Annotated in this window: 22 protein-coding genes; 13 read left to right on the top strand and 9 right to left on the bottom strand. The window is 68.5% G+C overall.

The window, feature by feature from the left end; genetic code table 11:
• The first annotated feature begins 53 nt into the window (after positions 1 to 53).
• Positions 54 to 416, top strand: a complete 363-nt coding sequence (locus NV1_RS14100) for a hypothetical protein (protein WP_067890798.1) — start codon at positions 54 to 56, stop codon at positions 414 to 416.
• Between the two features lie 9 nt (positions 417 to 425).
• Here NV1_RS14100 and NV1_RS14095 read toward each other — a convergent pair whose 3' ends face one another.
• Both NV1_RS14095 and NV1_RS14090 read right to left on the bottom strand, forming a co-directional pair.
• The gene (locus NV1_RS14095) at positions 426 to 1409 is read right to left on the bottom strand and encodes a diacylglycerol kinase family protein (RefSeq protein ID WP_174557443.1); all 984 of its coding nucleotides are present in this window, start codon (positions 1407 to 1409) and stop codon (positions 426 to 428) included.
• On the bottom strand, positions 1406 to 2983 hold the full coding sequence (locus NV1_RS14090) for an FAD-binding oxidoreductase (protein ID WP_084525413.1): 1578 nt from the start codon (positions 2981 to 2983) through the stop codon (positions 1406 to 1408). The genes NV1_RS14095 and NV1_RS14090 overlap by 4 nt, the downstream gene beginning before the upstream one ends.
• A 152-nt stretch (positions 2984 to 3135) precedes the next feature.
• Between NV1_RS14090 and NV1_RS14085 the strand changes: the two genes are divergently transcribed.
• The 3 genes from NV1_RS14085 (at position 3136) to NV1_RS14075 (ending at position 6209) form a co-directional block, all read left to right on the top strand.
• Positions 3136 to 3753 carry a TetR/AcrR family transcriptional regulator gene (locus NV1_RS14085; RefSeq protein ID WP_067890793.1) on the top strand — a complete coding sequence of 206 codons (618 nt, stop codon included), beginning with the start codon at positions 3136 to 3138 and terminating at the stop codon, positions 3751 to 3753.
• Positions 3754 to 3906: 153 nt separating this feature from the next.
• A complete protein-coding gene (locus tag NV1_RS14080; protein WP_067891809.1) occupies positions 3907 to 5448 on the top strand; it encodes a glycerol-3-phosphate dehydrogenase/oxidase in 1542 nt (513 codons plus the stop codon).
• A gap of 191 nt (positions 5449 to 5639) precedes the next feature.
• Complete coding sequence (locus tag NV1_RS14075) at positions 5640 to 6209, top strand: DinB family protein (RefSeq protein ID WP_245713714.1); 570 nt, start codon at positions 5640 to 5642, stop codon at positions 6207 to 6209.
• A 36-nt stretch (positions 6210 to 6245) separates the two neighbouring features.
• On the opposite strand, the gene NV1_RS14070 is transcribed toward NV1_RS14075, so the two are convergent.
• Positions 6246 to 7043: a VOC family protein gene (locus tag NV1_RS14070; protein ID WP_067890790.1), complete on the bottom strand. Its 798-nt coding sequence runs from the start codon at positions 7041 to 7043 to the stop codon at positions 6246 to 6248.
• A 166-nt stretch (positions 7044 to 7209) separates the two neighbouring features.
• Here NV1_RS14070 and NV1_RS14065 point away from each other — a divergent pair, with 166 nt between their 5' ends.
• Both NV1_RS14065 and NV1_RS14060 read left to right on the top strand, forming a co-directional pair.
• Positions 7210 to 7899 (top strand): SDR family NAD(P)-dependent oxidoreductase, encoded by a 690-nt coding sequence (locus tag NV1_RS14065; RefSeq protein ID WP_067890787.1) that lies wholly within the window; start codon positions 7210 to 7212, stop codon positions 7897 to 7899.
• A gap of 71 nt (positions 7900 to 7970) precedes the next feature.
• Entirely contained in the window at positions 7971 to 9095 is a 1125-nt protein-coding gene (locus tag NV1_RS14060; RefSeq protein ID WP_084525364.1) for an S-adenosylmethionine:tRNA ribosyltransferase-isomerase, read from the top strand.
• Here NV1_RS14060 and NV1_RS14055 read toward each other — a convergent pair.
• Positions 9002 to 9439 carry a MarR family winged helix-turn-helix transcriptional regulator gene (locus NV1_RS14055; protein ID WP_067890784.1) on the bottom strand — a complete coding sequence of 146 codons (438 nt, stop codon included), beginning with the start codon at positions 9437 to 9439 and terminating at the stop codon, positions 9002 to 9004. The genes NV1_RS14060 and NV1_RS14055 overlap by 94 nt on opposite strands.
• 100 nt (positions 9440 to 9539) lie before the next feature.
• On the opposite strand from NV1_RS14055, the gene NV1_RS14050 reads away from it, so the two are divergent.
• Positions 9540 to 10973, top strand: a complete 1434-nt coding sequence (locus NV1_RS14050; protein WP_067890781.1) for an MFS transporter — start codon at positions 9540 to 9542, stop codon at positions 10971 to 10973.
• A 79-nt stretch (positions 10974 to 11052) separates the two neighbouring features.
• Positions 11053 to 14316, top strand: coding sequence for an arabinosyltransferase domain-containing protein (locus tag NV1_RS14045; protein ID WP_067890778.1), 3264 nt, complete (start codon positions 11053 to 11055; stop codon positions 14314 to 14316).
• Between the two features lie 135 nt (positions 14317 to 14451).
• On the opposite strand, the gene NV1_RS14040 is transcribed toward NV1_RS14045, so the two are convergent.
• Complete coding sequence (locus NV1_RS14040) at positions 14452 to 14892, bottom strand: hypothetical protein (RefSeq protein ID WP_157116900.1); 441 nt, start codon at positions 14890 to 14892, stop codon at positions 14452 to 14454.
• 124 nt (positions 14893 to 15016) lie between these two features.
• Between NV1_RS14040 and NV1_RS14035 the strand changes: the two genes are divergently transcribed.
• From NV1_RS14035 to NV1_RS14020, 4 genes are all read left to right on the top strand, one after another.
• Positions 15017 to 17320, top strand: coding sequence for an FdhF/YdeP family oxidoreductase (locus tag NV1_RS14035; RefSeq protein WP_067891801.1), 2304 nt, complete (start codon positions 15017 to 15019; stop codon positions 17318 to 17320).
• Positions 17321 to 17395: 75 nt separating this feature from the next.
• Positions 17396 to 18298, top strand: a complete 903-nt coding sequence (gene fdhD, locus NV1_RS14030) for a formate dehydrogenase accessory sulfurtransferase FdhD (RefSeq protein ID WP_067890773.1) — start codon at positions 17396 to 17398, stop codon at positions 18296 to 18298.
• 63 nt (positions 18299 to 18361) lie between these two features.
• Positions 18362 to 18736, top strand: a complete 375-nt coding sequence (locus tag NV1_RS14025) for a nuclear transport factor 2 family protein (protein ID WP_067890770.1) — start codon at positions 18362 to 18364, stop codon at positions 18734 to 18736.
• 103 nt (positions 18737 to 18839) lie between these two features.
• Complete coding sequence (locus NV1_RS14020; RefSeq protein WP_067890768.1) at positions 18840 to 19373, top strand: hypothetical protein; 534 nt, start codon at positions 18840 to 18842, stop codon at positions 19371 to 19373.
• Between the two features lie 169 nt (positions 19374 to 19542).
• On the opposite strand, the gene NV1_RS14015 is transcribed toward NV1_RS14020, so the two are convergent.
• Complete coding sequence (locus NV1_RS14015) at positions 19543 to 19971, bottom strand: MarR family winged helix-turn-helix transcriptional regulator (RefSeq protein ID WP_067890764.1); 429 nt, start codon at positions 19969 to 19971, stop codon at positions 19543 to 19545.
• A gap of 170 nt (positions 19972 to 20141) precedes the next feature.
• Here NV1_RS14015 and NV1_RS14010 point away from each other — a divergent pair, with 170 nt between their 5' ends.
• The gene (locus NV1_RS14010; RefSeq protein WP_067890761.1) at positions 20142 to 20738 is read left to right on the top strand and encodes a TIGR03086 family metal-binding protein; all 597 of its coding nucleotides are present in this window, start codon (positions 20142 to 20144) and stop codon (positions 20736 to 20738) included.
• Between the two features lie 195 nt (positions 20739 to 20933).
• Here NV1_RS14010 and clpX read toward each other — a convergent pair whose 3' ends face one another.
• The 3 genes from clpX to NV1_RS13995 form a co-directional block, all read right to left on the bottom strand.
• The gene (clpX, locus tag NV1_RS14005) at positions 20934 to 22217 is read right to left on the bottom strand and encodes an ATP-dependent Clp protease ATP-binding subunit ClpX (protein ID WP_067890758.1); all 1284 of its coding nucleotides are present in this window, start codon (positions 22215 to 22217) and stop codon (positions 20934 to 20936) included.
• Positions 22218 to 22543: 326 nt separating this feature from the next.
• On the bottom strand, positions 22544 to 23212 hold the full coding sequence (locus NV1_RS14000; RefSeq protein ID WP_067890755.1) for an ATP-dependent Clp protease proteolytic subunit: 669 nt from the start codon (positions 23210 to 23212) through the stop codon (positions 22544 to 22546).
• 30 nt (positions 23213 to 23242) lie between these two features.
• Positions 23243 to 23833 carry an ATP-dependent Clp protease proteolytic subunit gene (locus NV1_RS13995; RefSeq protein ID WP_067890752.1) on the bottom strand — a complete coding sequence of 197 codons (591 nt, stop codon included), beginning with the start codon at positions 23831 to 23833 and terminating at the stop codon, positions 23243 to 23245.
• Positions 23834 to 24046 lie beyond the last annotated feature (213 nt).

Here is a 24046-nt window from a genome sequence, read left to right as displayed (position 1 = left end):
AAATTCGCTCGCGCCGTGACCGGACCGCCGGTCGCTCACGAAAGAGGATTCTCATGCGTGCTCGGACTGTTGTCATCGCCACCGTGGCGGGCATCACCGCCGGATTCGTCGGCGCCGGATCGGCCGCGGCGCTCACCCCCGTCACCGTCCCGCGGACCGGCGGGGTCGGGGTGGAGCTGAACCACGGCGAGACCCGGACGTTCGCCAACGGCCCGATTCCGGCGCTGATCGATCAGGCGCTTCCGGCCGACGCGATCGCCGTCGGCATCGGCCACGGTTCGCAACTGCCGAGGACCGGCGACCACATCCGGGCCGACCTGCCCAGCATCGTCAACGAGGCCGCGAACAAGCCCGACGGCCGGGTCGCCCTGGTTCTGCAGCCCGGCCCGGAACTGGCCGTGGTGCAGCTCTGGTAGCGCCGCCGGTCAGGGAACCAGCACGGGCAGCGCGCCCGGTAACGCGCGAAAGGTCGCCGGCAGCATGCCGACCGGTTCACCGTCCGCGGTCACCGGCGCGTCCGGAGCTCGCAACTCCACGGTCGCCGCGCGATATCGGCTCAACGCCGGATGATCGACGCGCTGTCCCGCGGACAGGGCCGGAAGCAGGCGCACCATATCCCGCCGGGTCATCGCGCCGACCACGGTCACCTCGAGCAGCCCGTCGTCGATCACCGCGTCCGGGCAGATCAGCATGCCGCCACCGTAGGTGCGAGCATTGCCCACCGCGACCATCACCGCCTCGGTCTCGACGACCGATCCCACGGATCGTCCTGGCACACCGGATAATTCGAGACGGTAGGGTACGGCCAGTCCGCCGGCCAGTTCCGTCACGGCGGCGAAGGTGTAGCGCAGGCGCCCCTTCGGAAAGCGCATCCGATTGGCGCGCAGGGTGACCCGGGCATCGAATCCGGTGCCCGCCACGGTCGCGAACCTGATCGGCCCAGCGATGCCGAATCCTGTTCCCACCGAGTCTGGTTCGACTGTTCCGGGCTCGGGGGCCCGCACCTCCGCCGCACCGAGATCGATGGTGCGCATCGTTCCGCCCAGCACGATGTCCGCGGCGGAAATCGGATCGTCCTGCGGCACACCGAGTTCGCGAGCCAGATCGTTACCGGTTCCGCCGGGCACCAGGCCCAGCGGCACGCCGGTCCCGGCCAGCGCCTGCAGGGTGATGCAGACCAGCCCGTCGCCGCCCGCGCAGACCACCACATCGGGAACGGCGTCGCCGGTGAGCCGATCCCGAACCAGGCGAACCGATTCCGCGGCACTCGCGCCGCTCACCTCGTCCACCGCCACACCGCGCGCCCGCAGCCGCGCCGCCGCCACCGCAGCGGCGGCCTGCCCCTTGCCGTGCCCGGCCAACGGGTTGGTCACCAGCAATACCGAGCCCACCCCGGTGTGGCCGGTCACGGGATCAGCTTGCCGGGGTTGAGGATTCCGGCGGGGTCGACCGTCTGTTTGACCGCGCGCAACACCTGCACGCCCAGTTCGCCGATTTCACCGGACATCCAGGGGCGGTGGTCCCGGCCGACGGCATGGTGGTGGGTGATGGTGCCCCCGGCCGCTGCGATGGCATCGCCGACCGCGCGTTTGGCGATGTGCCACTGGCTGATCGGATCGTCGAGCTGTTTGGCGATGATCGTGAAGTACAGTGAGGCGCCGGTCGGGTAGGTATGCGAGATATGGCACATGACCAGTGGCGCAGTGCCCTGCCCGCCCAGTGATTCGGTCAGCGCCGCGGTCACTTTCGCTTTGAGTGCGGCGAGGTTCGACCAACTGGTCGCGGTCTCCAGGGTTTCGCACAGAATCTCGTGGTCCAGCAACGCATCCCGCAGATAGGGCGCGGCGAAGCGGCCGTGTTCCCACTCCCGCGCGGGTTTCTCGCCCAGCACGACCCCACCGGCGGCGGCGAATAGCGCGTTCGCCTCGGCGCTGCGGGCTTCGACGTGGGCGGCGGTGCCCTCGAACGTGGTGACGGCGAGACATCCGGCCACCGGTGCGCCGCCGATATCGCCCGCGCGAGCCAGATTCAGGCCGGTCTCGGCCTCATCGGACAATCGCAATACGGTCGGGGCGGCCCCGGCCTGGACGACGGTGCGCAGCGCGGCCGCGCCGGTCGCGAAGTCCGGGAACGACCATGCTCGATACGCGACGGTTTCCGGTACCGGATGCACCCGCAGCGTGACCTCGGTGATCACCCCGAGAGCGCCCTCCGAACCCGAGAACAGCTCGCGCAGATCGGGTCCCGCCGCCGAGGCCGGTGCGCGGCCGAGATCCAGTGTGCCGCGCGGAGTCGCGACTCGCAGACGCTGGATCATATCGTCGAAACGGCCGTATCCGGCCGATGCCTGCCCACTCGAACGGGTCGCGGCGAAACCGCCGATACTGGCGAATTCGAAGCTCTGCGGAAAGTGTCCGAGGGAGAAGCCGCGCTCCGCGAGGAGTTTCTCGGCCTGCGGTCCGGTCAGACCGGCTCCGAGGGTCGCGGTGTGGCTGACCTCGTCCAGCTCCGTCAACCCGGTCAACCGCCGAAGATCCAGGGCGACAACGACGTCGAAGCCGGCACGGGCGGGGTCCACCCCGCCGACGACGCTGGTGCCGCCGCCGAAGGGCACCACCGCGATCCCGCGCTCGGCGCAGTAACCCAGGACGTCCAGGACCTCGGCGTGGTCCGCCGGGAAGACGACCGCATCCGGCGCCTCCTGCGGATCGGTGGAACGGCGGCGCAGCAGATCGGGTGTGCTCTTACCCCCGGCGCGCAACAGCCGGGCGCGGTGATCGGTGCGGACGTGCTCCGCGCCGACCACCGCGGACAACCCCGCGCGGTGCGCCTGCGACAGGGCCGAGGCGCGCAATGGCACATTGCCCTCATCGCGACGCGCCACTGAATCACCGGACACCCCGAAAACCTGCACCAGCAAGGTCCGGATCTTCTCCGGGAGCGGCGCATGCGCGGACGGAATGCCCCAGGCGTCCCACACCATACTCGGGCGGGACGACAACTCGCCCGGCATTGCCGCAGGAGATGCCTCCTGCCGTTCATCGACCATGCGTTACAGTCTTACATAGAATGTCAAGCAGTAATCAGCCGTCGTGCGGACCGCCGCCGTCCGCGCCCGACCCGACAAGTGATCCGATGCAGACAATCGACGTCGCCGGTATCGGCGACGAACCCTCCGAGATCGACCTGGCGATCCTGGACGCCGCCCGCGCCTGCGTGGAGGAGTTCGGTGTGCGCCGCACCACGCTGACCGAGGTGGCCCGGCGCGCCGGTGTGAGCCGTCCCACGGTCTATCGCCGCTGGCCGGACACCGGCTCGCTGCTCGCCGAACTGCTGGTGCGGGAATTGCGCAAGATCGTCGGCCGGACCATGCCCGGGAGCGGCCCGGCCCGCGCCCGCCTGGTCGACGGAGTTGTCGCGGGCGCGGCGACGATCCGCGAGAATCCGTTGTTCGCCAAGATATTCCGCACCGACACCGACCTGATGCTGACCTACGTCTTCGGCCGCCTCGGTCGCAACCAGCGTGAGCTGATCCTGTTGTTCGCCGCGCTGATCCGCGAGGGCCAGCGCGACGGCTCGATCCGCCCCGGCGATCCGGACGAGCTGGCCACCATGGTTCTGCTGATCTCCCAGTCCGCCGTGCAGTCCGCCGGAATGGTCGGCCACATCCTCGAGGAGTCCCGCCTGGACGCCGAACTCGCCCGCGCGCTGGACGGCTACCTGCTGCCCGGCGGCAGTCCCGACCTGCGATGAGCACACAGCGCGCTCGGCCCGATCAGGAGCCGCCCGGATGTCTGGTCACACCGCACGCACAACTGATGCCAGCCGCCCGCGAACGAACCGGTGCGTGGCGTGAACGAGCGAAACCCGCACGGTTATCCCGGCGACGAGACATGGAGTGACGAGATGAGCGGAACGGCACGAGGTTTCGGAGACTCCGCGCTGAATGCCGCGCGGCGGGAACGGGAGTTGCGCGAACTCGGGGACGCCGGAATCGTCGATGTGCTGGTGATCGGCGGCGGGGTCACCGGGGCCGGGGTGGCGTTGGACGCGGCCTCCCGGGGGTTGCGGACGGTTCTGGTGGAGGCACGTGACCTCGCCTTCGGCACGAGCCGGTGGAGCTCCAAGCTGGTACACGGCGGGCTGCGGTATCTGGCCGGCGGCGGGGTCGGGATCGCGCACGAGAGCGCCGTGGAACGGCATATCCTGCTCACCTCGACAGCACCGCACCTGACCCGGCCGATTCCCCAGATCGTGCCGTTGCTGCCGGATATCGGTGCGGCACAGCGGATACTGGTGCGCGCGGGATTCGCCGCCGGAGATGTGTTGCGGCGCAGCGCCGGAACCCCGGCCTCGGTGCTGCCGCGCTCGCGGCGAGCCGCGGCCGCCGAGACGTTGCGGCTGGCTCCGACGGTGCGCCGCGCGGGACTACGCGGCGGACTGCTCGCCTGGGACGGCCAGCTGGTCGACGACGCACGCCTGGTGATGACCCTCGCGCGCACCGCGGCGGCGCACGGGGCGAGCGTGCTCACCCGGGTCCGGGCCGAGCGGGTGAGCGGCGATCGCGCGGTGCTGCACGATGCGCTGTCCGGTGAAACCCTCACCGTCCGAGCGCGTTCGGTGATCAATGCCACCGGCGTGTGGGCGGATCGGCTGGACCCCTCCATCGAACTGCGGCCCAGCCGCGGCACCCACCTGGTATTCGACGCGGCCGCGTTCGGCGGGCTCAGCGCCTCGCTCACGGTGCCGATTCCGGGCAGTACCAGCCGTTTCGTCTTCGCGTTCCCCGCCGCGCACGGCCGGGTGTATCTGGGCCTGACCGATGAGGACGCCCCCGGGCCGGTGCCCGACGAACCGGAACCGACCGACGCCGAGATCGGCTTCCTGCTCGACACCGTCAATACAGTGCTCCGGGAGCCACTGCACCGCAACGATATTCGCGGCAGCTTCGCGGGCCTGCGGCCGTTGTTGCGCACCGCCGAGGGCAGCACCGCGGATATCTCTCGCGAGCATGCGGTGCTGCACTCCCCCGACGGCCCGATCACCGTCGTCGGAGGCAAGCTCACCACCTACCGCAAGATGGCGCAGGACGCCGTCGACGCCGCGGTCGGCTACGCGGGCCTGACCGCGGGCCCGTGCCGGACCCGGCGAATCCCCTTGGCAGGCGCGGTCTCCGGCGCGGCGCGCGATCGTCTGGACGCGCCGCCGACGCTCATCGAACGCTACGGCAGCCAGGCGCGCGCGATCCTGGCTCTGGCACAGGACGATCCGGCCCTGGCCGAACCCGTCGCCCCTGGAATCGACGTGCTGCGGGCCGAATTCGCGTATTCGATCAGTCACGAGGGCGCGCTGGACGCGGACGACCTGCTGGATCGCCGCACCCGAATCGGCCTGGTCGCCGCGGACCGCGCGGCCGCCGCGCCCACCGCGGCGCGGATGTTCCGGTGACGCGCACCGCCATGCGACGGTAGCGGCGGGGCTGCTGTCGGGCGCGGCGGCGTTTTCCTCCGTACGCTGAGACCGATGTGCCGCCGAACGTTCCGATGAACCGCCACACGCGATATCGTCCCGATCGTGCCCGATCGGCCGAGCCCCAGGTTTGCCGGTCCGGCAGCTGGACCAATGCGAAGGAGGCGGGAGTGGCCGAGACACGGCAGACGCCGACCGATACCCGACGGGCCGAGATGTTCGTTGCCCCCGAACACGATCCCCGAACCCGCCTCCACACCACCGGTGACGAACGCAGCGTCCTGACCGAGATCTTGGCCGGTCAGCGCGCCACGCTCGAATTGAAGTGCGCGGGTCTGGGCACCGAACTGGCCCGCCGGTCCGTCGCCCCGTCCACCCTGTCGCTGCTGGGGCTGGTGCGGCATCTGGCCGACGTCGAGCGGCGCTGGTTCCGCCGGGTGCTCGCAAAGGAGGACGTCCCGCCGCTGTTCACCTCCGCCGACCGTCCCGATGACGACTTCGACGGGGCGAACACCGATTCCGGATCGATCACCGCCGCATGGGGCGCCTGGCGGGCCGAGGTCGCGTTCGCCGAACGCTTCACCACCGCCACGCCGGATCTCGGGATCACCGGCGTGGACATCTGGCTCGGCGAGGTGTCGCTGCGCTGGGTGCTGGCCCACATGATCGAGGAGTACGCCCGCCACAACGGCCATGCCGATCTGCTGCGTGAGCGCATCGACGGCGCGGTGGGCCTGTAGTGATGCCGGACGTCGCGACGACGTCCGGCATCCGGCTCAGGAGTTGTTGCCGCCCAGACTGAATCGCACGCCACCCGGATCGACCACGGCGGCCAGCCGCCCGTACGGAGTGTTCTCCGGTTCACGTTCCACCGAACCCCCCAGGGAGACCACGGTTTTCACCGCGGCGTCGACATCCTCGACCCCGAAGTAGACCCGCCAGCCACCCGGGGCGCCGGCGGGCAGGAATGCCGCCGAGTCCATCACCCCACCCAGCATCGGGCTGGTCGAATGAATTGTGGTGTAACGGAATTCGGGGACATCCGAGACTGTGAACGGGTCCTGCCAGCCGAAGACCTCGCGGTAGAAATTCAATGCCTCGTCGTAGGCGGGGGTGTGCAGTTCGAACCAGGACGGGACGCCCACGTGCTCGCTCCACCGCCCACCGCTGACATCGCCGAGCGCACCGAATCCCGGGTGCGCATCCGGCTGCCACACCCCGACGCCGGCGCCGCTGGGGTCACCGAGAACGGCCATCGTGCCCTGCTCGCCGACCCGCATCGGGGGCACCACCACCCGGCCGCCGTCGGCCGTGGCGGCAGCGGCGGTCGCCTCGGCGTCGGCGCTGGCCAGATAGATCGTCCACTGATCCGGCCCGCCGGAGGAGCCGTCGTTGCGCATACCACCCGCGACGGCATCGCCGTCCTTGCGGAACGTGATGTACCCGCCGTATTCGGGCCCGGCCTGTTCGGCGGTCCAGCCGAGCAGTTCGGAGTAGAACGCGATGGAACGCTCCGGATCGGAGGTGAACAGCTCGACCCAGCAGGGGTCTCCGGGCTTGAAGGTGTAGGTCATGGTGGCTCCTGGGGAGATGTTGGGGACTCGCACAATTGAGACGACACCGCGGCAGCGAATTCATCGGCCGCGAGACACACCGGCCGACCACATACCAGGCAGGTTTCACTCCAGGCGGAAATCCGTTCCTTGACCTGAAGTTGACTTCAGGTTTCACGATGAGGTCATGTCCGAGAACCCGACAGCCCTCATCACCGGAGCCTCCGCCGGATTCGGCCGCGCGACAGCACTGGCCCTGGCGGAGCGGGGGTGGGACCTGATCATCACCGCACGCGGTCCGGAACCGCTGGAGCGGGTGCGGGCGGCGACCGGCGCGACCGCCGTGCCGGGCGACGTGGCCGATCCGGCGCATCGCGAACACCTGGCCGCGGTGCTCACCGGCCGAGACCGGCTCGATCTGGTGCTCAACAACGCCAGCGCACTGGGGCCGAGCCCGATGCCGCGCTTGGCGGACTATCCGCTCGGCGAATTCGCCGCCGTGCTGCAGACGAATGTCGTCGCACCGCTCGCCGTCCTGCAATTGGCGCTGCCGAAACTGCGGGTCCGCGACGGAATGGCGATCGATATCAGCTCCGATGCGGCGGTGACGCCCTACGAGGGCTGGGGTGCTTACGGTGCGTCGAAAGCGGCGCTGGACCACCTGACCGCCATCTTCGCCGCCGAGAACCCCCGGCTGTACGTCTACGGCTTCGATCCCGGTGATATGCGCACCGCCATGCACCAGGCCGCATTCCCGGGCGAGGACATCTCCGATCGCCCCGAACCGGAGACCGTCGTCCCGGCGCTGCTGCACCTGATCGACACCCGCCCGCCCAGCGGCCGATACACCGCCGCGGAGCTGTCCGCTCCGCGTTGACAACCCGACCCGACCCATCGGACCGGACCGCACAACCGCCGGTTCCGGACGACCGAGGCAAGAGGCACCCGATGAGAGCCATCCGACGCGAATTCGTCCTCCCCGCCGACAGAGCCGCGACCGTCCCCGCGGAGGCGCGCGGACTCGCCCGCGACGAGGTGCGCCTGCTGGTGTCCGCCGACGCGGGCATCACCCACGCCAGGTTCCGGGAGTTGCCGCGATTCCTGCGGCCCGGAGACCTTGTCGTGGTGAACAATTCGTCGATGCTGGCAGCGGCGGTCGATGCCCGCTACCGTGACGTTCCGGCCGTCCTGCATATGGCGGCGCGCCTGGACGACGGGCGCTGGGTCGTAGAACTCCGCGCCCCCGAGGGGACCCCGTTCACCGCGTGCGAACCGGAACCCGGTGCCCGCGTACACCTGCCGGGCGCCACGGCGCGACTTCGCGCCCCCTGGCTCCCACCCGCCCGCCGCTTGTGGATCGCCGAGGTCGATACCGAGGTGCCCGCCTTACTGGCCCGGCACGGCCGCCCGATCACGTATTCCTATGTGACACAGCGATGGTCACCGGACTACTACCTCACGATCTTCGGCCGCGAACCCGGTAGCGCCGAGATGCCCAGTGCTGCAAGGCCGTTCACCGATGCGCTGGTAACCGAACTGGTGACCGCGGGAATCACACTGGCCCCGATCACCCTGCACACCGGCGTCTCCTCACCGGAGACGGGTGAGCCGCCGAGCCCGGAGCGCTACACCGTCCCCGAAACGACTGCCCGCCTGGTGAATTCGACTCGCGCCGCGGGCGGCCGGGTAGTCGCCGTCGGCACGACCGTCACCCGGGCCCTCGAATCGGCGGCCGACCCCTCCGGCCTGGTCCACCCGGCGTCCGGATGGACCGACCTGGTACTCGGCGAGGACCGCCTCGCCCGCACGGTCGACGGGCTCATCACCGGCTGGCACGAACCGGGAGCCTCGCATCTTCATCTGCTGGAGGCGGTCGCCGGAACCCAGCGGGTCGATGCCGCATATCGCACAGCACTGGAGACCGGCTATCTGTGGCACGAATTCGGCGATACCGCCCTGCTCTTCGCCGCTCCCCGAACCTACTCCGCCGCTTCGAGTTTGGGCACCAGACGCTCGAGCATGCCCGCGAGCAGCCGTTCCTCCTCGGGCGTCAACTCGGCCAGGGCTCGGTAGGCACGGACCTGCGACCCGCGGATCTGCGCGGCCAGGTCGCGGCCCTGGTCGGTGGATGCCAGATATTTCACCCGGCGATCGGCCGGGTTGACCGTGCGCAGGACAAGGCCGCGGGACTCCATGCGGTCCGCGACGCCGGTCAGATTGGAGGGGTCGCAGGCCAGGCGACCGGCCAGCTCGCGCATGGGCAGTTCGGCGGGGGGTTCGTTGAGCGCCAGCAGCAGTTTCGCCTGGGTCAGGGTCAGGCCGTGTTCCTCGGCGGCGGTCAGGAAATCCTGCAGATAGGCCGAGACGAACCGTCCGATCAGTAACGCAAGAGGACTCGGTTCTGTGGCCTGACTCATAGCCGCGATCCTACCGGCGCGATTGACAACCAATATATTTGAAGCCTTAGATGCTTGAGGACTTCAAATGTATTTGTACTCAAGCTTCTGGAGGTGTCATATGACGCGGAAGGCCGCGCTGCTGACCGGCGTCCTCGCGTTCGCCGCGATGATCGTGACCGTAATGCAGACCCAGGCGGTGCCGATCCTGGGTCTGATCGCGACGAAACTGCACGTCTCGACGACGTCGGTGTGCTGGGTGACCACCGCGACGCTGCTGTCCGCGGCGGTATTCACTCCGCTGCTGGGCCGCATCGGCGATCTCTACGGCCGCAAACCCACACTGCTTGGCGTCCTGGTGGTCGCGGTCGCCGGCTCGGTCGTCTCCGCGACCGCGGGATCACTGGGCATGCTGCTGGCCGGACGCACCCTTCAGGGCGTGGCGACGGCGATCTTCCCGCTGGCGCTGTCGGTGCTGCGCGACGAGATTCCGGTCGAACGGCTGCACGGCGCGATGGCCATCGTGAGCGGCACCCTCGCCTTCGGCGGCGGTATCGGGCTGGTCGCCACCGGTCTGCTCACCCAGGGCAGCGATCCCGGCTACCACGTGGTGTTCTGGTTCACCGCGGGCTTGGCGACAGTCGCCCTGGGCCTGGCCGCGGTCGTGGTGCCCGCGACCGGCGCCCGGCATCCCGGCAGCGTCGACCTGCCCGGTGCGATCACCCTCGGCGGCGCGCTCATCCTGCTGCTCCTGCCGATCTCGCAGGGGCACGAATGGGGATGGACCTCCGCCGCGACGCTGGGCTGCTTCGGCGGTGTGATCGTCATGGCCGTGCTGTGGGTCCTGATCGAACGCCGCTCGGCCGCGCCGCTGGTGGATCTGGAGATGTTCACCCACCGGCCGGTGCTGTTCACCAACCTGTCCGGCGTCTTCATCGGATTCGCGATGTTCCTGCTGTTCATGGGCGTCTCGTATCTGGCGCAGATGCCCGCGCGGATCGCCGGATACGGATTCACCGCCTCGATCCTGCGCGCCTCGGTGGAATATCTACTGCCCAGCACGATCGCCTCGATGCTCGCCGCACCGCTGGGCGGACTGCTGGTCGGCCGCATCGGCGGCCGGTACGTGCTGGCCCTGTCCGGCGTCGTCGGCACGGCCGGATTCGCCTGGATGGCCCTGGCGCACGAGGCGACCGGCACCGTGATCACGGCCAGTGTGGTCGTCGGCATCGCGATCAGCTTCGCCTACGCCGCCATGCCCGCGCTGATCGCGGCCGGCGTCCCGCACCGGCACAACGGGGTGGCGAACGGGATCAACTCCATCTCCCGCACCGTCGGCAGCGCGCTGGGCAGTGCTGTCATCACCACCCTGCTGACCGCGAAGCTGTTGCCGCATCTGCCGCTGCCGCAGGAGGGTCAGTTCACCGTCGCGTTCTGGGTGGGCGCGGGAGCCTGTGTGGCGACGGTAGCCACCGCGTTGCTCGGGCTACGCCCGGAAACCCGCTCGGCCACAACCGAACCCACCGCATCACAGCTGGTGAGCGCGGTCGGCTGAGCGCAATGCGACATAGCATCGATCGAGGTGTCCGTCGAGCTGGACACGGTCTCAGTTCCGGTTGATAGCATGCCCGACCGTGACCCAGACGCTCAGTCGACACCCGGCCGATGATCGGCCGCTGGACCAACCCGCTCCCCGACGTGGGAGCAGTCGACTGTGGCGGACCCTCGCCGTCGTGACCGGCCTCCTCGGCGCACTGCTGGCCGTGGCGGTACCACTGCTGCCGGTGCATCAGGAGCAGTCCTCGCTGTCCTGGCCGCAGGCGGGCCGTGCGGCGAGCGTCACCGCGCCGCTGGTGTCCTATTCCCCGACCAGCGTGCACGCCGACATCCCGTGCAGCGCCGCGGCGGCGCTGGGCCCCCGCGGCGGAACGCTGTTGTCCACGGTCCCGGCGGCATCCGGATCGTCCTGGCACTACGGCCTGAACGTCCTGGTCGCCGCCGCACCCACCGGCGACCGGCTGCAGGTGGTGCTGCGGGATCAGACCCTGATCGACACGCCGGTGCGCGATCTGCCGCGCGGCTGCACGATCACGATCTCCTCCGACAGCACAGCCACCACCGTTCAAGCGGGCGGCGCGCCCGTCACACTGGCCGGTGAGCACCGACCGCAGCTGGTCGGCCTGTTCACCGATCTGACCGGTGCCGCACCGGCGGGTATGCACGCCGACGTGGTGATCGACTCGCGATTCACCACCTCCCCGACCGTACTCAAGCTGATCGCGATCATCGGCGCGATCATCGCCACCGCCGTGGCCCTGTACTCGCTGCACCGGCTCGACTGCCAGGACGGCCGGGGCAACCGGCGCGTACTGCCGCGCCGCTGGTGGCGGCCCCGACTGGTCGACACCGTCGTACTGGGCACGCTCGTCCTGTGGTACTTCATCGGCGTCGGCACCGCGGACGACGGCTACATCTTCGGCATGGCGCGCACCGCCGGGCCCGCGCGATACCTGGCGAACTACTTCGCCTATTTCGGCGTGCCCGAGACGCCCATCGGCATTCCCTACGACAACCTTTTCGAACTGCTCGCGCGCCTGTCCACCGCGAGCATCGTGGTACGACTGCCGGAGCTGATCTTCGGCATCGCGTGCTGGTTCCTGATCAGCCGCGAGGTGGTGCCGCGCCTGGGCGTCGGCGCGCGCACCGACCGCTCGGCGATCTGGGCCGGCGGGCTGGTCCTGCTGGCGTTCTGGCTCCCCTACAACAACGGCCTGCGCCCCGAACCGGCGATCGCGCTGGGCGTCCTGCTGACCTGGGTGTCGATGGAACGCGCACTGGCCACCCGGCGACTCGCTCCGGCGGCGGTCGCGCTGATCCCCGCGGCACTGGCCGTGGTCACCAACCCGTCGGGCCTGATCTGCTTCGCCGCACTGCTGGCCGGGGCGCGACCGCTGGTACAGATCATCGTGCAACGTGCCCGCACCTCGGGATACGTCGCGCTGATCGCACCCGCGCTGGCCGCGGGCCTGGTCGTGCTGACCATCGTCTTCGCCGGACAGCCGTTCGCCGAGGTGTCGGCGATGCGTCAGGCGCACAAGGTCGTCGGACCCGATATGCCGTGGTACACCGACTATCTCGTCTATCAGGACCTGCTGCAGCCGACCCCGGACGGTTCGCTCGCGCGGCGGTTCGCGATGTTGGTGATGTTCCTGGCGCTCGCGGCCGCGGTGATCACGCTGCTGCGCAAGAGCGGCCGGATTCCCGGACTCGCGGCCGGACCCACCCGGCGCATCCTGGGCACCACGGTCGCCGCGGTGCCGCTGATGATGTTCTCGCCCACCAAGTTCACCCATCACCTCGGCGTATTCGCCGGTCTGGGCGGCGCGGTCGCGGTGGTCGCCGCGGTCGCGGTGGGCTCGCGATCGCTGCGCTCCGCGCGTAACCGCGCACTGTTCGCCGCCGCCGTCTTCGCCATGCTGGCCCTGTCGTTCGCCAGCTCCAACGGCTGGTGGTACGTGGCGAGTTATCGAATCTCCTGGTGGGACAAGCCGATCTCGGTGCACGGGATCAGCGCGGGCACGGTACTGCTGGCGATCTCGCTGCTGCTGATCGTCGCCGCGGGCTGGTTCCACATCCGCGAGCCGTTCCACGGCGAGCGACGCACGCCGCGTCGCCCGATCCCGATCCTCGCCGTCGCGGCGGCGCTGGTCGTGCTGTTCGAGGTGCTCTCGTTCGTCAAGGCGGCCGTCGAGCAGTACCCGGCGTTTTCACTGGCCTCCTCGAACGTCAAGGCGCTGACCGGAGATGCGTGCGGCATGGCGAACGACGTACTGGTCGAGCCGGATGCGAATGCCGGTGTGCTGCCACCGTTGTCGGGCAGCCTGGCGCACGCGCTCGGCGGCGGGACGAACGACGGCTTCACCCCCGACGGCCTGAACCTCGCCGACCTGACCCCGGACGGTTCGGCCGCGGCCGCCGCCTCGGTCGGCCAGTCCCTCGGCAGCGCGGGCACCACCACCAAGACCGGTAAGGACAACACCGGAGCCGGGGGCGAGGCCGCGAAGCCCGGCATCAACGGCAGCACCATCCCGCTGCCGTTCGGGCTGAATCCCGCGACGACTCCCATGCTCGGCAGTTTCGGCAGCCCCGGCGCGCAGAAGTCGCTGATCTCGGGCTGGTACCGCCTGCCCACCGCGGACTCCTCGGGCAGCCGCGGCCAGATCGTCTCGATCGCCGCCGCCGGGCGCATCGCTTCCACCGATATCGACAACCTGCCCGTGCCCGGACAGAACGTCCAGCTCGAGTACGGCGTCGCCGGCCCCGGCGGGGTGCAGTCACTCGGCCGGGTCACCCCGGACGATGTGAGCGTATTGCAGCCGTCCTGGCGCAACCTGCGAGTTCCGTTGCGGCAGTTACCTTCCCAAGCCGACGTCGTGCGCGTGGTCGCCTCGGTGGACAGCTCGGACCCGCTGCAGTGGGTCGCGGTGACCCCGCCGCGCGTGCCGCGGTTGCAGAGCCTCGACTCACTCGTCGGGCACACCGATCCGGTGATGCTGGACTGGCTCGTCGGCCTGCAGTTCCCGTGCCAGCAACCCTTCCGGCACCGGGACGGCGTCGCGGAGATCCCGCAGTACCGCATCACCCCGGATTTCGCCGCCGCGATCATGACCACCAACTGGCAGAGTCACGCGTCGGGCGGCCCGCTGGGGTACGTCCAGCTGCTGACCCGCCCGGAGGTGATGTCCTCGTATCTGAAGGACGACTGGAAGCGCAACTGGGGTGAGATCGAGCGCCTGGTCCCGCTGGACCCGAAGGCGACTCCCGCCCACCTGGATACGGTCACCGAACAGCGGTCCGCCAAGTGGAAGCCGGGCCCGCTGAACTTCGACATCCGATAACGACGCGGACAGCAGTGCGGGCGGCCCCTTCGAGGGGGCCGCCCGCACTCGTCTTCGAGACTTCAACGCCCGGCCGACAAGGTCCGCTCGTTCACCCGGAGACCACTCGACCCCGGTGTCTCGAAACCGTGCCGCTCAACCGAAGACGGCGCAGTTGTTGCCCATGTGCGCGCCGTTCGCGACGCGGATGTCGACATACGGCGTCGGTGCGCCGGGTGGTGTCGCGGCCTGCACGGCGGTGATGTGGTGCCAACCGACCGTGGCGGGAACCCAGGGTGCGACCACCGTGCCGCCCGAGGGCCGGAACCAGCCGATCGACCGATTGTTGTCGAGGACCTGGACCGGCTGGACCGGGTCGTTGACCGTAACCTGCACGGTGGACTGGCATCCCACCGCGTAATTGGTGCCCAGACCGTAGTTCATCCCCGGTTCCGTGCCGACCTGCGTCGCGGTCGCACCGGCGGGTGCGGTGAGCAGCGCGGCCGGGGCGAGCAGCAGTGCCGCCACACCCAGACCCGCTGCGGCGGGACGTGCGATGCGCCGGCGAATCCGCGCGGTCCTGAGTCCTTTGTCCATCCTGTTCCGATCCTTGCTGTCCGGTTCCGGGGCAGCCACCCCGGCGGTCGCATCGATACTTGCGTCCCGGCGGCCGGAATGGGGGCGATTCGCGGCATCCGCGGGTCAGGTGGACGATGGAACCATGCATCGCAGCGCTCCGTCTCACGATATCGACGAATCCAAGGTCGCTGTCACGCCGCCGAAGCAGCAGGCGGCCGGCGTCACGGCCGTGACGGTCGCGCTCGAGCGGGCCGTCGAGGAGATGGGCGTGGTCCGCACCGCCCGCACCCTGACCCGGATCAATCAGCGGCACGGCTTCGACTGCCCGGGATGCGCGTGGCCGGAGCCGACCGATCACCGCCGCCCCGCGGAGTTCTGCGAGAACGGCGCCAAGGCGGTCGCCGAGGAGGCGACGCTGCGTACGGTCGATCCGGAGTTCTTCGCCCGGCATTCGATCGCGGAGCTGTCCGGCAAGTCCGGCTACTGGCTGGGCCAGCAGGGCCGGCTCACCCATCCGATGGTGTTGCGTCCCGGCGAGGATCACTACACCCCGATCGCCTGGCGCGAGGCGTACCGGCTGATCGCCGAGGAACTGCGCGCCCTCGACTCGCCCGACCAGGCCCTGTTCTACACCTCCGGCCGCACCGCCAACGAGACCGCCTTCCTGTATCAACTGCTGGTGCGCAGCTACGGCACCAACAATCTGCCGGACTGTTCGAATATGTGCCACGAATCCTCGGGCACCGCGTTGAGCGCGTCGATCGGCATCGGCAAGGGTTCGGTGACCATCGACGACTTCCCCGCGGCCGAGGTGATCGTCGTGGCCGGTCAGAATCCGGGCACGAACCATCCCCGCATGCTCTCGGCGTTGCAGAAGGCCAAGGAGCACGGGGCGCGCGTGATCGCGGTCAATCCGCTGCCCGAGACCGGATTGCTGGGCTTCCGCGATCCGCAGACGCTGCGCGGCCTGACCACCGGGATCGATATCGCCGACGATTTCCTGCAGATCCGCCTCGGCGGTGATATGGCGCTGTTCCAGGGCCTGGCCAAACTGCTGTTCGAGGCCGAGGACCGCGCGCCCGGCACAGTCGTGGACCGCGCCTTCGTCGACGCGCACACGGCGGGCTTCGGCGAGTACGAGAAGCAGATGCGCGCGGTCGATCTCGCCACGGTTCTGGAGGCCACCGGCCTGACTCGTGCGGATCTCGATCGCACCGCCGAACTGCTGGCCACCTCGAAGGCCACGATCTTCTGCTGGGCCATGGGCCTGACCCAGCAGCGGCACGGCGTAGCCACCATCGAGGAGGCCACGAACCTGCTGCTGATGCGCGGCATGATCGGAAAGCCCGGCGCGGGTGTGTGCCCGGTGCGCGGGCACTCCAACGTACAGGGCGACCGCACGATGGGCATCTGGGAGAAGATGCCCGAAAGTTTCCTCGCCGCACTGGATTCCGAATTCGGCATCACCAGCCCGCGGCAACACGGCTACGACACCGTCGATGCCATCCGCGCACTGCACGAGGGCCGGGCGAAGGTGTTCTTCGGCATGGGCGGCAATTTCGTCTCCGCCACGCCCGATACGGCGATCACCGAGGCCGGGCTGCGCCAGTGCGCGCTGACCGTGCAGGTCTCCACCAAACTCAACCGCAGCCACGTCGTGCACGGCCGGACGGCGCTGATCCTGCCCACCCTGGGCCGCACCGATCTGGATTTGTCTCCGCTCGGGGTGAAACAGCAGGTGTCCGTCGAGGATTCGATGTCGATGGTGCATCTGTCGACCGGTCGCCTGACGCCGGTCAGCCCGGAGCTGCGCAGCGAGGTCGCCATCGTGTGCGAACTCGCCCAGGAACTGCTCGGCCCCGAACATCCCGTGCCGTGGGCGAAATTCCGCAACGACTACGACGCGATTCGCGACTCGATCTCCCGGGTGGTCCCCGGTTGCGCGGACTACAATACGAAGGTTCGCGGCCGCAACGGTTTTCAGCTGCCGCACCCGCCGCGCGACGCGCGCGAGTTCCGAACCTCCACGGGTAAGGCCAATTTCGCGGTCAACGACCTGCAGTGGCTGCCGGTCCCGGAGGGCAGGCTGATCCTGCAGACCCTGCGCAGCCACGACCAATACAACACCACCATCTACGGCCTCGACGATCGTTACCGGGGTATCCACAACGGCCGCCGGGTGGTCCTGGTCAACGCCGAGGACATCGCCGAATTCGGTTTCGCCGAAGGCGATCTGGTGGATCTGATCTCGGAGTGGACCGACGGCGTGGAACGCAAGGTCACCGGTTTCCGGCTGGTCGCCTACTCCACTCCGCGCGGTAACGCGGCGGCCTACTATCCCGAGACCAACCCGCTGGTCCCGCTGAACCACGTGGCCGAACGGTCCAACACTCCGGTGTCCAAGGCCGTCACCATCCGGCTGGTACCCCACGTCCACACCGCATGAGCAGTTACACCGCACGATCGCGGCGCGGCTTCGCGAACCGATGACGCCGGGCGAGAACAGGAACGAGGCGCAACCATGAGCAGGGTGACGGCCCGGCGCAAGACGCTGCGGATCTCCGCCGACGGGCAGGTGCGACGTCCGGACACCCTGGCCGTGGAGGAACCACTCGAGCTGCGCGTCGACGGTGAGTCGTTGACGGTGACCATGCGCACCCCCGGCAACGACATCGACCTCGCGCACGGATTCCTGTTGAGCGAGAACATCATCGGCTCGGCACAGGACATCGTCTCGGCCCGGTACTGCGCCGGCGCCGACCGATGCGCGCCCGGCGCGAGCAATATGCGCAACCATCTGGGCTTTCCGGAAGCACCGCGGGACACCACCGACGGGCAGAACACCTACAACATCCTGGATATCGAATTACGCACGCCCACACCGATTTCCGCGCGAAATATCCTGACCACCAGCGCGTGTGGCCTGTGCGGTAGGACCACCCTCGACGAGGTCCGCACCCGCAGCCGCTACCGGCTGCCCGCGAACGGGCCGGCCGTGGACATCGCGACGCTGGCCACCCTGCCGGACGAATTGCGGGACCGCCAGAAGGTTTTCGCCTCCACCGGAGGCCTGCACGCGGCGGGACTGTTCACCGCCGACGGCGAGGTCGTCGCCGTGCGCGAGGACGTCGGCAGGCACAACGCGGTGGACAAGGTGATCGGCTGGGCCATGCGCGAAAACCGGGTTCCCGCACACGATCTCGTCCTGATCGTCAGCGGCCGCGCCTCGTTCGAACTCGTCCAGAAGGCCGTGATGGCCGGAATTCCCATGCTCGGCGCGGTATCCGCACCCAGTTCCCTGGCGGTGGATCTGGCCCTGGAGACGGGGCTGACCCTGGTCGGCTTCCTGCGCGGGCAGACCATGAACGTCTACTCCGCGCCCGAACGTCTCACCGCCGTCCCGCTCACCGCACACGCCGACTGATTTCGGACCCCGCGACTGCTACGCTGCAAAACTGGAACACGTTTCAATCCATTGGGAGCAGGCATGGGTACGCAGCAGAGTCGCGCGACGGTCGAACGGTACGTGGAGCTGGTGGCGAGCGGGACGGCCGCGCAGATCCTCGAGCTCTACGCCCCCGAGGCGGTCGTGGAGGACCCGATCGGCAGCGAACCCCGGCGCGGGCTCGAGGCCATCCGCGAGCTGTACGCGGTGCTGGAACCCTTGCAGCGCAAGGCCGAAGCCACCACGATCCGAGTGTCGGGCAATCACGCCGCGGTGGCCTTCACCATGGTGTCCGAGGGACACGGGCATCGGATGACGATCTCCCCCGTCGACATCATGGAATTCGACGACGAGGGCCGCATCCTGAGCATGCGCGCCTACTGGAGCCAGGACGACCTGCAGGTCGAACAACTCTGACCCACACCGGCTCCGACCCTCGCCCCGCCGGCGGTCTTGTCCGCGCCGTCCGCCCGAATTACCGTGGTCGTGCAACTCGATTGCGGCGAGGCGGGAGGATCGGATGCGGATCTCGTTCGAACGCGCGGGAAACAACCTGCGGGTGCGAATGCGCCTGGACGTCAACCGGCGACGCTGGTTGATCACCCGGATCGCCCTCGGGATTCTGGCGGTCGCGGGCATCATCACCGGCCTGTGGGGTGTCCTGGCACCCGGGGCCTTCTACCGCAGCATGCCTGGTCTCGGTCTGCACTGGGTCGCGGCGGACGGCCCCTACAACCACCACCTCGTCGCGGATACGGGAGCGTTCTTCCTGGCCCTCGGCGCGATGACCGCCGCCACGCTGTTCTACGGCGACAGCCTGTTGGCGCGGGTGACCGGCGGCGGCTGGGTGGTCTTCGGGGTGCCGCACATGATCTACCACCTCACCCACCGCCCGGCCGAAATCTCCACGGGCAACTACATTCTCGAAATCATCGCCGCCGTCGCGCTGCCGCTGCTCGGCCTGATCGCGGCGCTGGCCGCCCCACGCGAACGCGTGCAACTCCGCGATCCGGCGCCGATGACTTTCCGGCTGCCGGGCCGTCGTAACAGATGAGCGGATCGATAGTAACGAGCTCACTACGACCGACGATTCATCAATAGCGGACGAAGGTTCAACGGCGAACCAGGGAGATCAACGGCGACCTCCGGCAACGGGCACGAGCGGTCATACCGGTCGTCACCGGTCCGCGGCGAGTGCGATAGACCACGCACTCGCCCTGCGATCAAGGGGGTGTGAGACCGTCCTGCCTGATGATCTCCTCGCGTGGTACCGCCGAGAGGATCATCAGGGAGTTCAGCAGGCCACGCCTGTCGGCGGCGCTGAGTCTGCTCAGCAATTTCTCTTCTTTGGCCTGGATATCGGCCTGCGCGGCGTCGCGCACCGCTCGCCCCCGGTCGGTCAGCGCCAGCACCCGCGCCCGCCGGTCGGCGGGGTCCGGTCGACGCTCGATCAGTCCGCGCTGCTGCAGGTCGTCCAGGACCGGGATGATCCGGGTCTTGTCGGCGCCGATCTCCTGAGCCAGTACGCCCTGCCCGCGAGCGGGCCCGCGGCCGAGCCCGAGCAGTACGGAATACGCCCACATCGTCAGCCCGTACTCGTCGAGTACAGGCAGTTCCGCCGCCATCAGCGTGCGCGCGAGCGGCGCGATCATCGCCGCCAGGTCGGGACGCCCGCCCCGCGCCTGGTCGGATGTCCGCGGCTGGCGTGACCGCGCAGACCCCTGCGGGGCGCCACCGTCGAACTCGGTCATGTGAGCAGACTTTACGTGTTCTCAATTAGTAAGCATGGACATACGATATGCGTGCGCTTACTATTTCAGGCATGAGCACTCCCGATATCCGCGATCTGAATCGCCGCGCCGTCGACTACTCGGTCGAGATCGTCTCGCACCTCACCCCCGGGCAACTGGAACATCCCACCCCCTGCGCGGCATGGTCCGTCGCGGATCTGCTGGCGCACATGACCGTTCAGCACCGGGGCTTCGCCGCGGCCGCCCACGGCAACGGCGCGGACCTCGACGTCTGGAAGGTGCAACCGCTCGCCGCCGATCCGGTGCGCGACTACGCCGATGCCGCCGCTGAGGTCACCGCCGCCTACGACCGGCCCGACATCCTGGACCGGCCCTTCGATCTCCCCGAATTCGGCCCCGGCGTCCAACTCCCCGGCAGTACGGCCCTGCGCGCCCACTTCATCGATTACGTCGTGCACGGCTGGGATGTCGCCCGTGCCCTGGACGTGCCCTATCGGCTCGCCGACGATTTCGTCGAACCGTCCCTCGAGATCATCCGCATGGTGCCCACCGGCGAGGACCGCAAGGCCTCATCGGCCTTCACCACGGAACTGCCGATCGCACCGGACGCCGCTCCCCTCGATCGAATCCTCGCCCACCTGGGCCGCAACCCGTCCTGGCCGCACTGACCGACCGCGATCCCCACTCGCGCCGACGCATCGACAAAGCGGATGAGCGTACCGATCGAAGACGAACCGCGCGGTATCCCCGCGGAGTCGTTCGCCTGGCCCGTCATTCCGCTGTGTCGGTGATGTGCGCCGAATCCCGAACGGGCCCCGGGAGATTCACTCTCCCGGGGCCCGTTCGGACGAATCGGCGAAAACTCAGGCGGACTTCTCGCGGCGCTCGGTGCGCTGGGATTGCTTGCGCGGGACGATGGTCGGCAGGACGTTGTCGTTGACGGTGTCCGCGTTCACGACCACCTTGGCGACGTCGTCGCGGCTCGGGATGTCGTACATCACCGGCAGCAGCACCTCTTCCATGATGGCGCGCAGGCCGCGAGCGCCGGTGCCGCGCAGGATCGCCTGATCGGCGATGGCCTCGAGGGCATCCTGGGTGAACTCCAGGTCGACGCCGTCCATGTCGAACAGCCGCACATACTGCTTCACCAGGGCGTTCTTCGGCTCGGACAGGATCTTGACCAGCGAATCCTTGTCCAGGTTCGTGACCGAGGCCACGACCGGCAGACGGCCGATGAACTCCGGGATCAGACCGAACTTGATCAGATCCTCGGGCATCACGTCGGCGAAGTGATCGGTGGTGTCGATCTCGGCCTTCGAGCGAACCTCCGCGCCGAATCCGATGCCGCGCTTGCCGACCCGGTCCTGCACGATCCTCTCCAGGCCCGCGAACGCGCCCGCCACGATGAACAGCACATTCGTGGTGTCGATCTGGATGAACTCCTGATGCGGATGCTTGCGCCCGCCCTGCGGCGGCACGCTGGCCTGGGTGCCCTCCAGGATCTTCAGCAGCGCCTGCTGCACACCCTCGCCGGAGACGTCGCGGGTGATCGACGGGTTCTCGGACTTGCGGGCGATCTTGTCGACCTCGTCGATGTAGATGATGCCGGTCTCGGCCCGCTTGACGTCGTAATCGGCGGCCTGGATCAGCTTGAGCAGGATGTTCTCCACATCCTCACCGACATAACCGGCCTCGGTCAGCGCCGTGGCGTCGGCGATGGCGAACGGGACGTTCAGCATCTTGGCCAGCGTCTGAGCCAGATAGGTCTTACCGCAGCCGGTGGGGCCCAGCATCAGAATGTTCGATTTGGTGAGCTCGACCGGCTCACCGCGGCCGTCGCGACTCTTGTCGCCGGCCTGAATGCGCTTGTAGTGGTTGTAGACCGCGACCGCGAGCGTCCGCTTGGCGGTGTCCTGCCCGATCACGTAGTTCTCCAGGAAGTCCCGGATCTCGGCGGGCTTGGGCAGTTCGTCGAGTTTGACCTCGCTCGATTCGGCGAGCTCTTCCTCGATGATCTCGTTGCACAGGTCGATGCACTCGTCGCAGATGTACACCCCCGGTCCCGCAATGAGCTTCTTGACCTGCTTCTGGCTCTTTCCGCAGAACGAGCATTTGAGCAAGTCGCCGCCATCACCGATGCGCGCCATCTCGTGGGTCCCTACTTCCTTGTCCGCGTGCAACCGTCTGTTCCGGTCGCCGACAAGCCGCCTCCAAACAACGCTACCCGCAACGCCCTGTGCGGTGTCGGCCGCCGGACGATACTCCCGGGCACCGACTTGTCGAGTTTGTGCGGTCCTTGCCGACAACCACGAGCAAAGGTCCCTGGAATGACCGTACCTGTTGGGCCCGATGGAGGGCGACAACTTGGCATGTTTCTCACGACGCCGTGTCCGGATCGACCGAACGCGATGCCGTGGCCGGCGCGTCCCAGTGCCTACAGCCTACGGCCACCGGGACGCCGCCGCCGAACCAATCACTTCTTCTGGGCGCTCAGCTTGCGATAGTCGAAGACCTGATCGACGATCCCGTACTCCTTGGCCTCTTCCGCGGTGAGGATCTTGTCGCGGTCGGTGTCCTTGCGGACCTCTTCAGCGCTCTTGCCCGTGTGGCGGGCCAGGATGGTCTCCATCTGGGCCCGGATGCGCTCGATCTCCGCCGCCGCGATCTGCAGGTCGGAGACCTGGCCCTGGATACCGCCGGTGCGCGGCTGGTGGATCAGCACGCGGGCGTTGGGCAGCGCGGCGCGCTTGCCGGGGGTACCCGCGGCCAGCAGCACCGCCGCCGCCGAGGCCGCCTCGCCGAGGCAGACCGTGGCCACGTCGGCGCGCACGTACTGCATCGTGTCGTAGATGGCCATCAGCGCGGTCACGTCGCCGCCGGGCGAGTTGATGTACATGGTGATGTCGCGATCCGGATCCAGCGACTCGAGCACCAGCAGCTGCGCCATGATGTCATTGGCGACGGTGTCGTCGATCGGCATGCCGAGGAAGATGATGCGCTCCTCGAACAGCTTGTTGTACGGGTTCGACTCCTTGACACCGAAGCTCGAGTGCTCGATGAACGACGGCAGGATGTAGCGCGACTGCGCGCCTCCGTACGCCTTACCGCCGAGGCCCGCACGCGGGTCGAAAAGATTGGCCATCTTCGTCTCCAAAGTCCTTGTGGGGTGTGCTTATTCGCTGCGGCCGTTACCGGCCTGGCCCTCGCGGCTGATCACGCGGTCGATGAATCCGTAGTCCAGGGCCTCCGCGGCGGTGAACCAGCGGTCGCGGTCGGCGTCGGCCTCGATCTGTTCGACCGTCTTGCCGGTGTGCTCGGCCTGCAGGCGGTTCATCTCCTCTTTGTTCTTCGCGTACAGATCGGCCTGGATGGCGATATCCGCGGCGGTGCCGCCGATGCCCGCCGAAGGCTGGTGCATCATGATCCGGGCGTGCGGCAGGGCCAGACGCTTGCCCTTCGCACCGGCGGTCAGCAGGAACTGGCCCATCGAGGCCGCCAAGCCCATACCGATGGTCATGATGTCGCATTCCACGAACTGCATGGTGTCGTAGATGGCCATACCGGCCGAGACCGAACCACCGGGCGAGTTGATGTAGAGCGAGATGTCACGCGTCGGATCCTCGGCCGACAACAGCAGCATCTGGGCGCACAACTTGTTGGCGATGTCGTCGTTGACGTCGGTGCCCAGGAAGATGATTCGTTCCCGCAGCAGGCGCTCGTAGACCGAATCACTCAGGTTGAGCCCAGAAGTTGGGGATGTCATTAACGGATACCTGCCCTCTCTCACCGGCTCGCTGCTTGCAAGCACGCAGTCTCTATCCAACGTGCGATCTCCCGTGAGCACGTCGTCCGGAGTCACCCGAACCGCCCCTCCGCTCGACCGCATATTTGATTCGCTGACACAAACCCTAACGAAGCAGGGCGGCACCGAACTCCCGGTACCGCCCTGTCTTCGCTCACAGCGCAACTTCGCTGG

Source organism: Nocardia vaccinii NBRC 15922 (genome assembly GCF_001613305.1).
Classification (GTDB): domain Bacteria; phylum Actinomycetota; class Actinomycetes; order Mycobacteriales; family Mycobacteriaceae; genus Nocardia; species Nocardia vaccinii.
The sequence above is the reverse complement of the archived record's forward strand: the minus strand, read 5'-3'. Positions and strand labels throughout refer to the sequence as shown.

Excerpts from the sequence above, each read along its gene's own strand:
- NV1_RS14090 (WP_084525413.1), bottom strand. The coding sequence starts at position 2,983 with ATGGTGTGGGACGCCTGGGGCATTCCGTCCGCGCATGCGCCGCTCCCG.
- NV1_RS14015 (WP_067890764.1), bottom strand. The coding sequence starts at position 19,971 with ATGATCGCGCCGCTCGCGCGCACGCTGATGGCGGCGGAACTGCCTGTA.
- NV1_RS14050 (WP_067890781.1), top strand. The coding sequence starts at position 9,540 with ATGACGCGGAAGGCCGCGCTGCTGACCGGCGTCCTCGCGTTCGCCGCG.
- NV1_RS14035 (WP_067891801.1), top strand. The coding sequence starts at position 15,017 with ATGCATCGCAGCGCTCCGTCTCACGATATCGACGAATCCAAGGTCGCT.
- NV1_RS14025 (WP_067890770.1), top strand. The coding sequence starts at position 18,362 with ATGGGTACGCAGCAGAGTCGCGCGACGGTCGAACGGTACGTGGAGCTG.
- NV1_RS13995 (WP_067890752.1), bottom strand. The coding sequence starts at position 23,833 with ATGACATCCCCAACTTCTGGGCTCAACCTGAGTGATTCGGTCTACGAG.
- NV1_RS14085 (WP_067890793.1), top strand. The coding sequence starts at position 3,136 with ATGCAGACAATCGACGTCGCCGGTATCGGCGACGAACCCTCCGAGATC.
- NV1_RS14055 (WP_067890784.1), bottom strand. The coding sequence starts at position 9,439 with ATGAGTCAGGCCACAGAACCGAGTCCTCTTGCGTTACTGATCGGACGG.
- NV1_RS14065 (WP_067890787.1), top strand. The coding sequence starts at position 7,210 with ATGTCCGAGAACCCGACAGCCCTCATCACCGGAGCCTCCGCCGGATTC.
- clpX (WP_067890758.1), bottom strand. The coding sequence starts at position 22,217 with ATGGCGCGCATCGGTGATGGCGGCGACTTGCTCAAATGCTCGTTCTGC.
- NV1_RS14100 (WP_067890798.1), top strand. The coding sequence starts at position 54 with ATGCGTGCTCGGACTGTTGTCATCGCCACCGTGGCGGGCATCACCGCC.
- NV1_RS14020 (WP_067890768.1), top strand. The coding sequence starts at position 18,840 with ATGCGGATCTCGTTCGAACGCGCGGGAAACAACCTGCGGGTGCGAATG.
- NV1_RS14040 (WP_157116900.1), bottom strand. The coding sequence starts at position 14,892 with ATGGACAAAGGACTCAGGACCGCGCGGATTCGCCGGCGCATCGCACGT.
- NV1_RS14000 (WP_067890755.1), bottom strand. The coding sequence starts at position 23,212 with ATGGCCAATCTTTTCGACCCGCGTGCGGGCCTCGGCGGTAAGGCGTAC.
- NV1_RS14080 (WP_067891809.1), top strand. The coding sequence starts at position 3,907 with ATGAGCGGAACGGCACGAGGTTTCGGAGACTCCGCGCTGAATGCCGCG.
- NV1_RS14060 (WP_084525364.1), top strand. The coding sequence starts at position 7,971 with ATGAGAGCCATCCGACGCGAATTCGTCCTCCCCGCCGACAGAGCCGCG.
- NV1_RS14070 (WP_067890790.1), bottom strand. The coding sequence starts at position 7,043 with ATGACCTACACCTTCAAGCCCGGAGACCCCTGCTGGGTCGAGCTGTTC.
- fdhD (WP_067890773.1), top strand. The coding sequence starts at position 17,396 with ATGAGCAGGGTGACGGCCCGGCGCAAGACGCTGCGGATCTCCGCCGAC.
- NV1_RS14010 (WP_067890761.1), top strand. The coding sequence starts at position 20,142 with ATGAGCACTCCCGATATCCGCGATCTGAATCGCCGCGCCGTCGACTAC.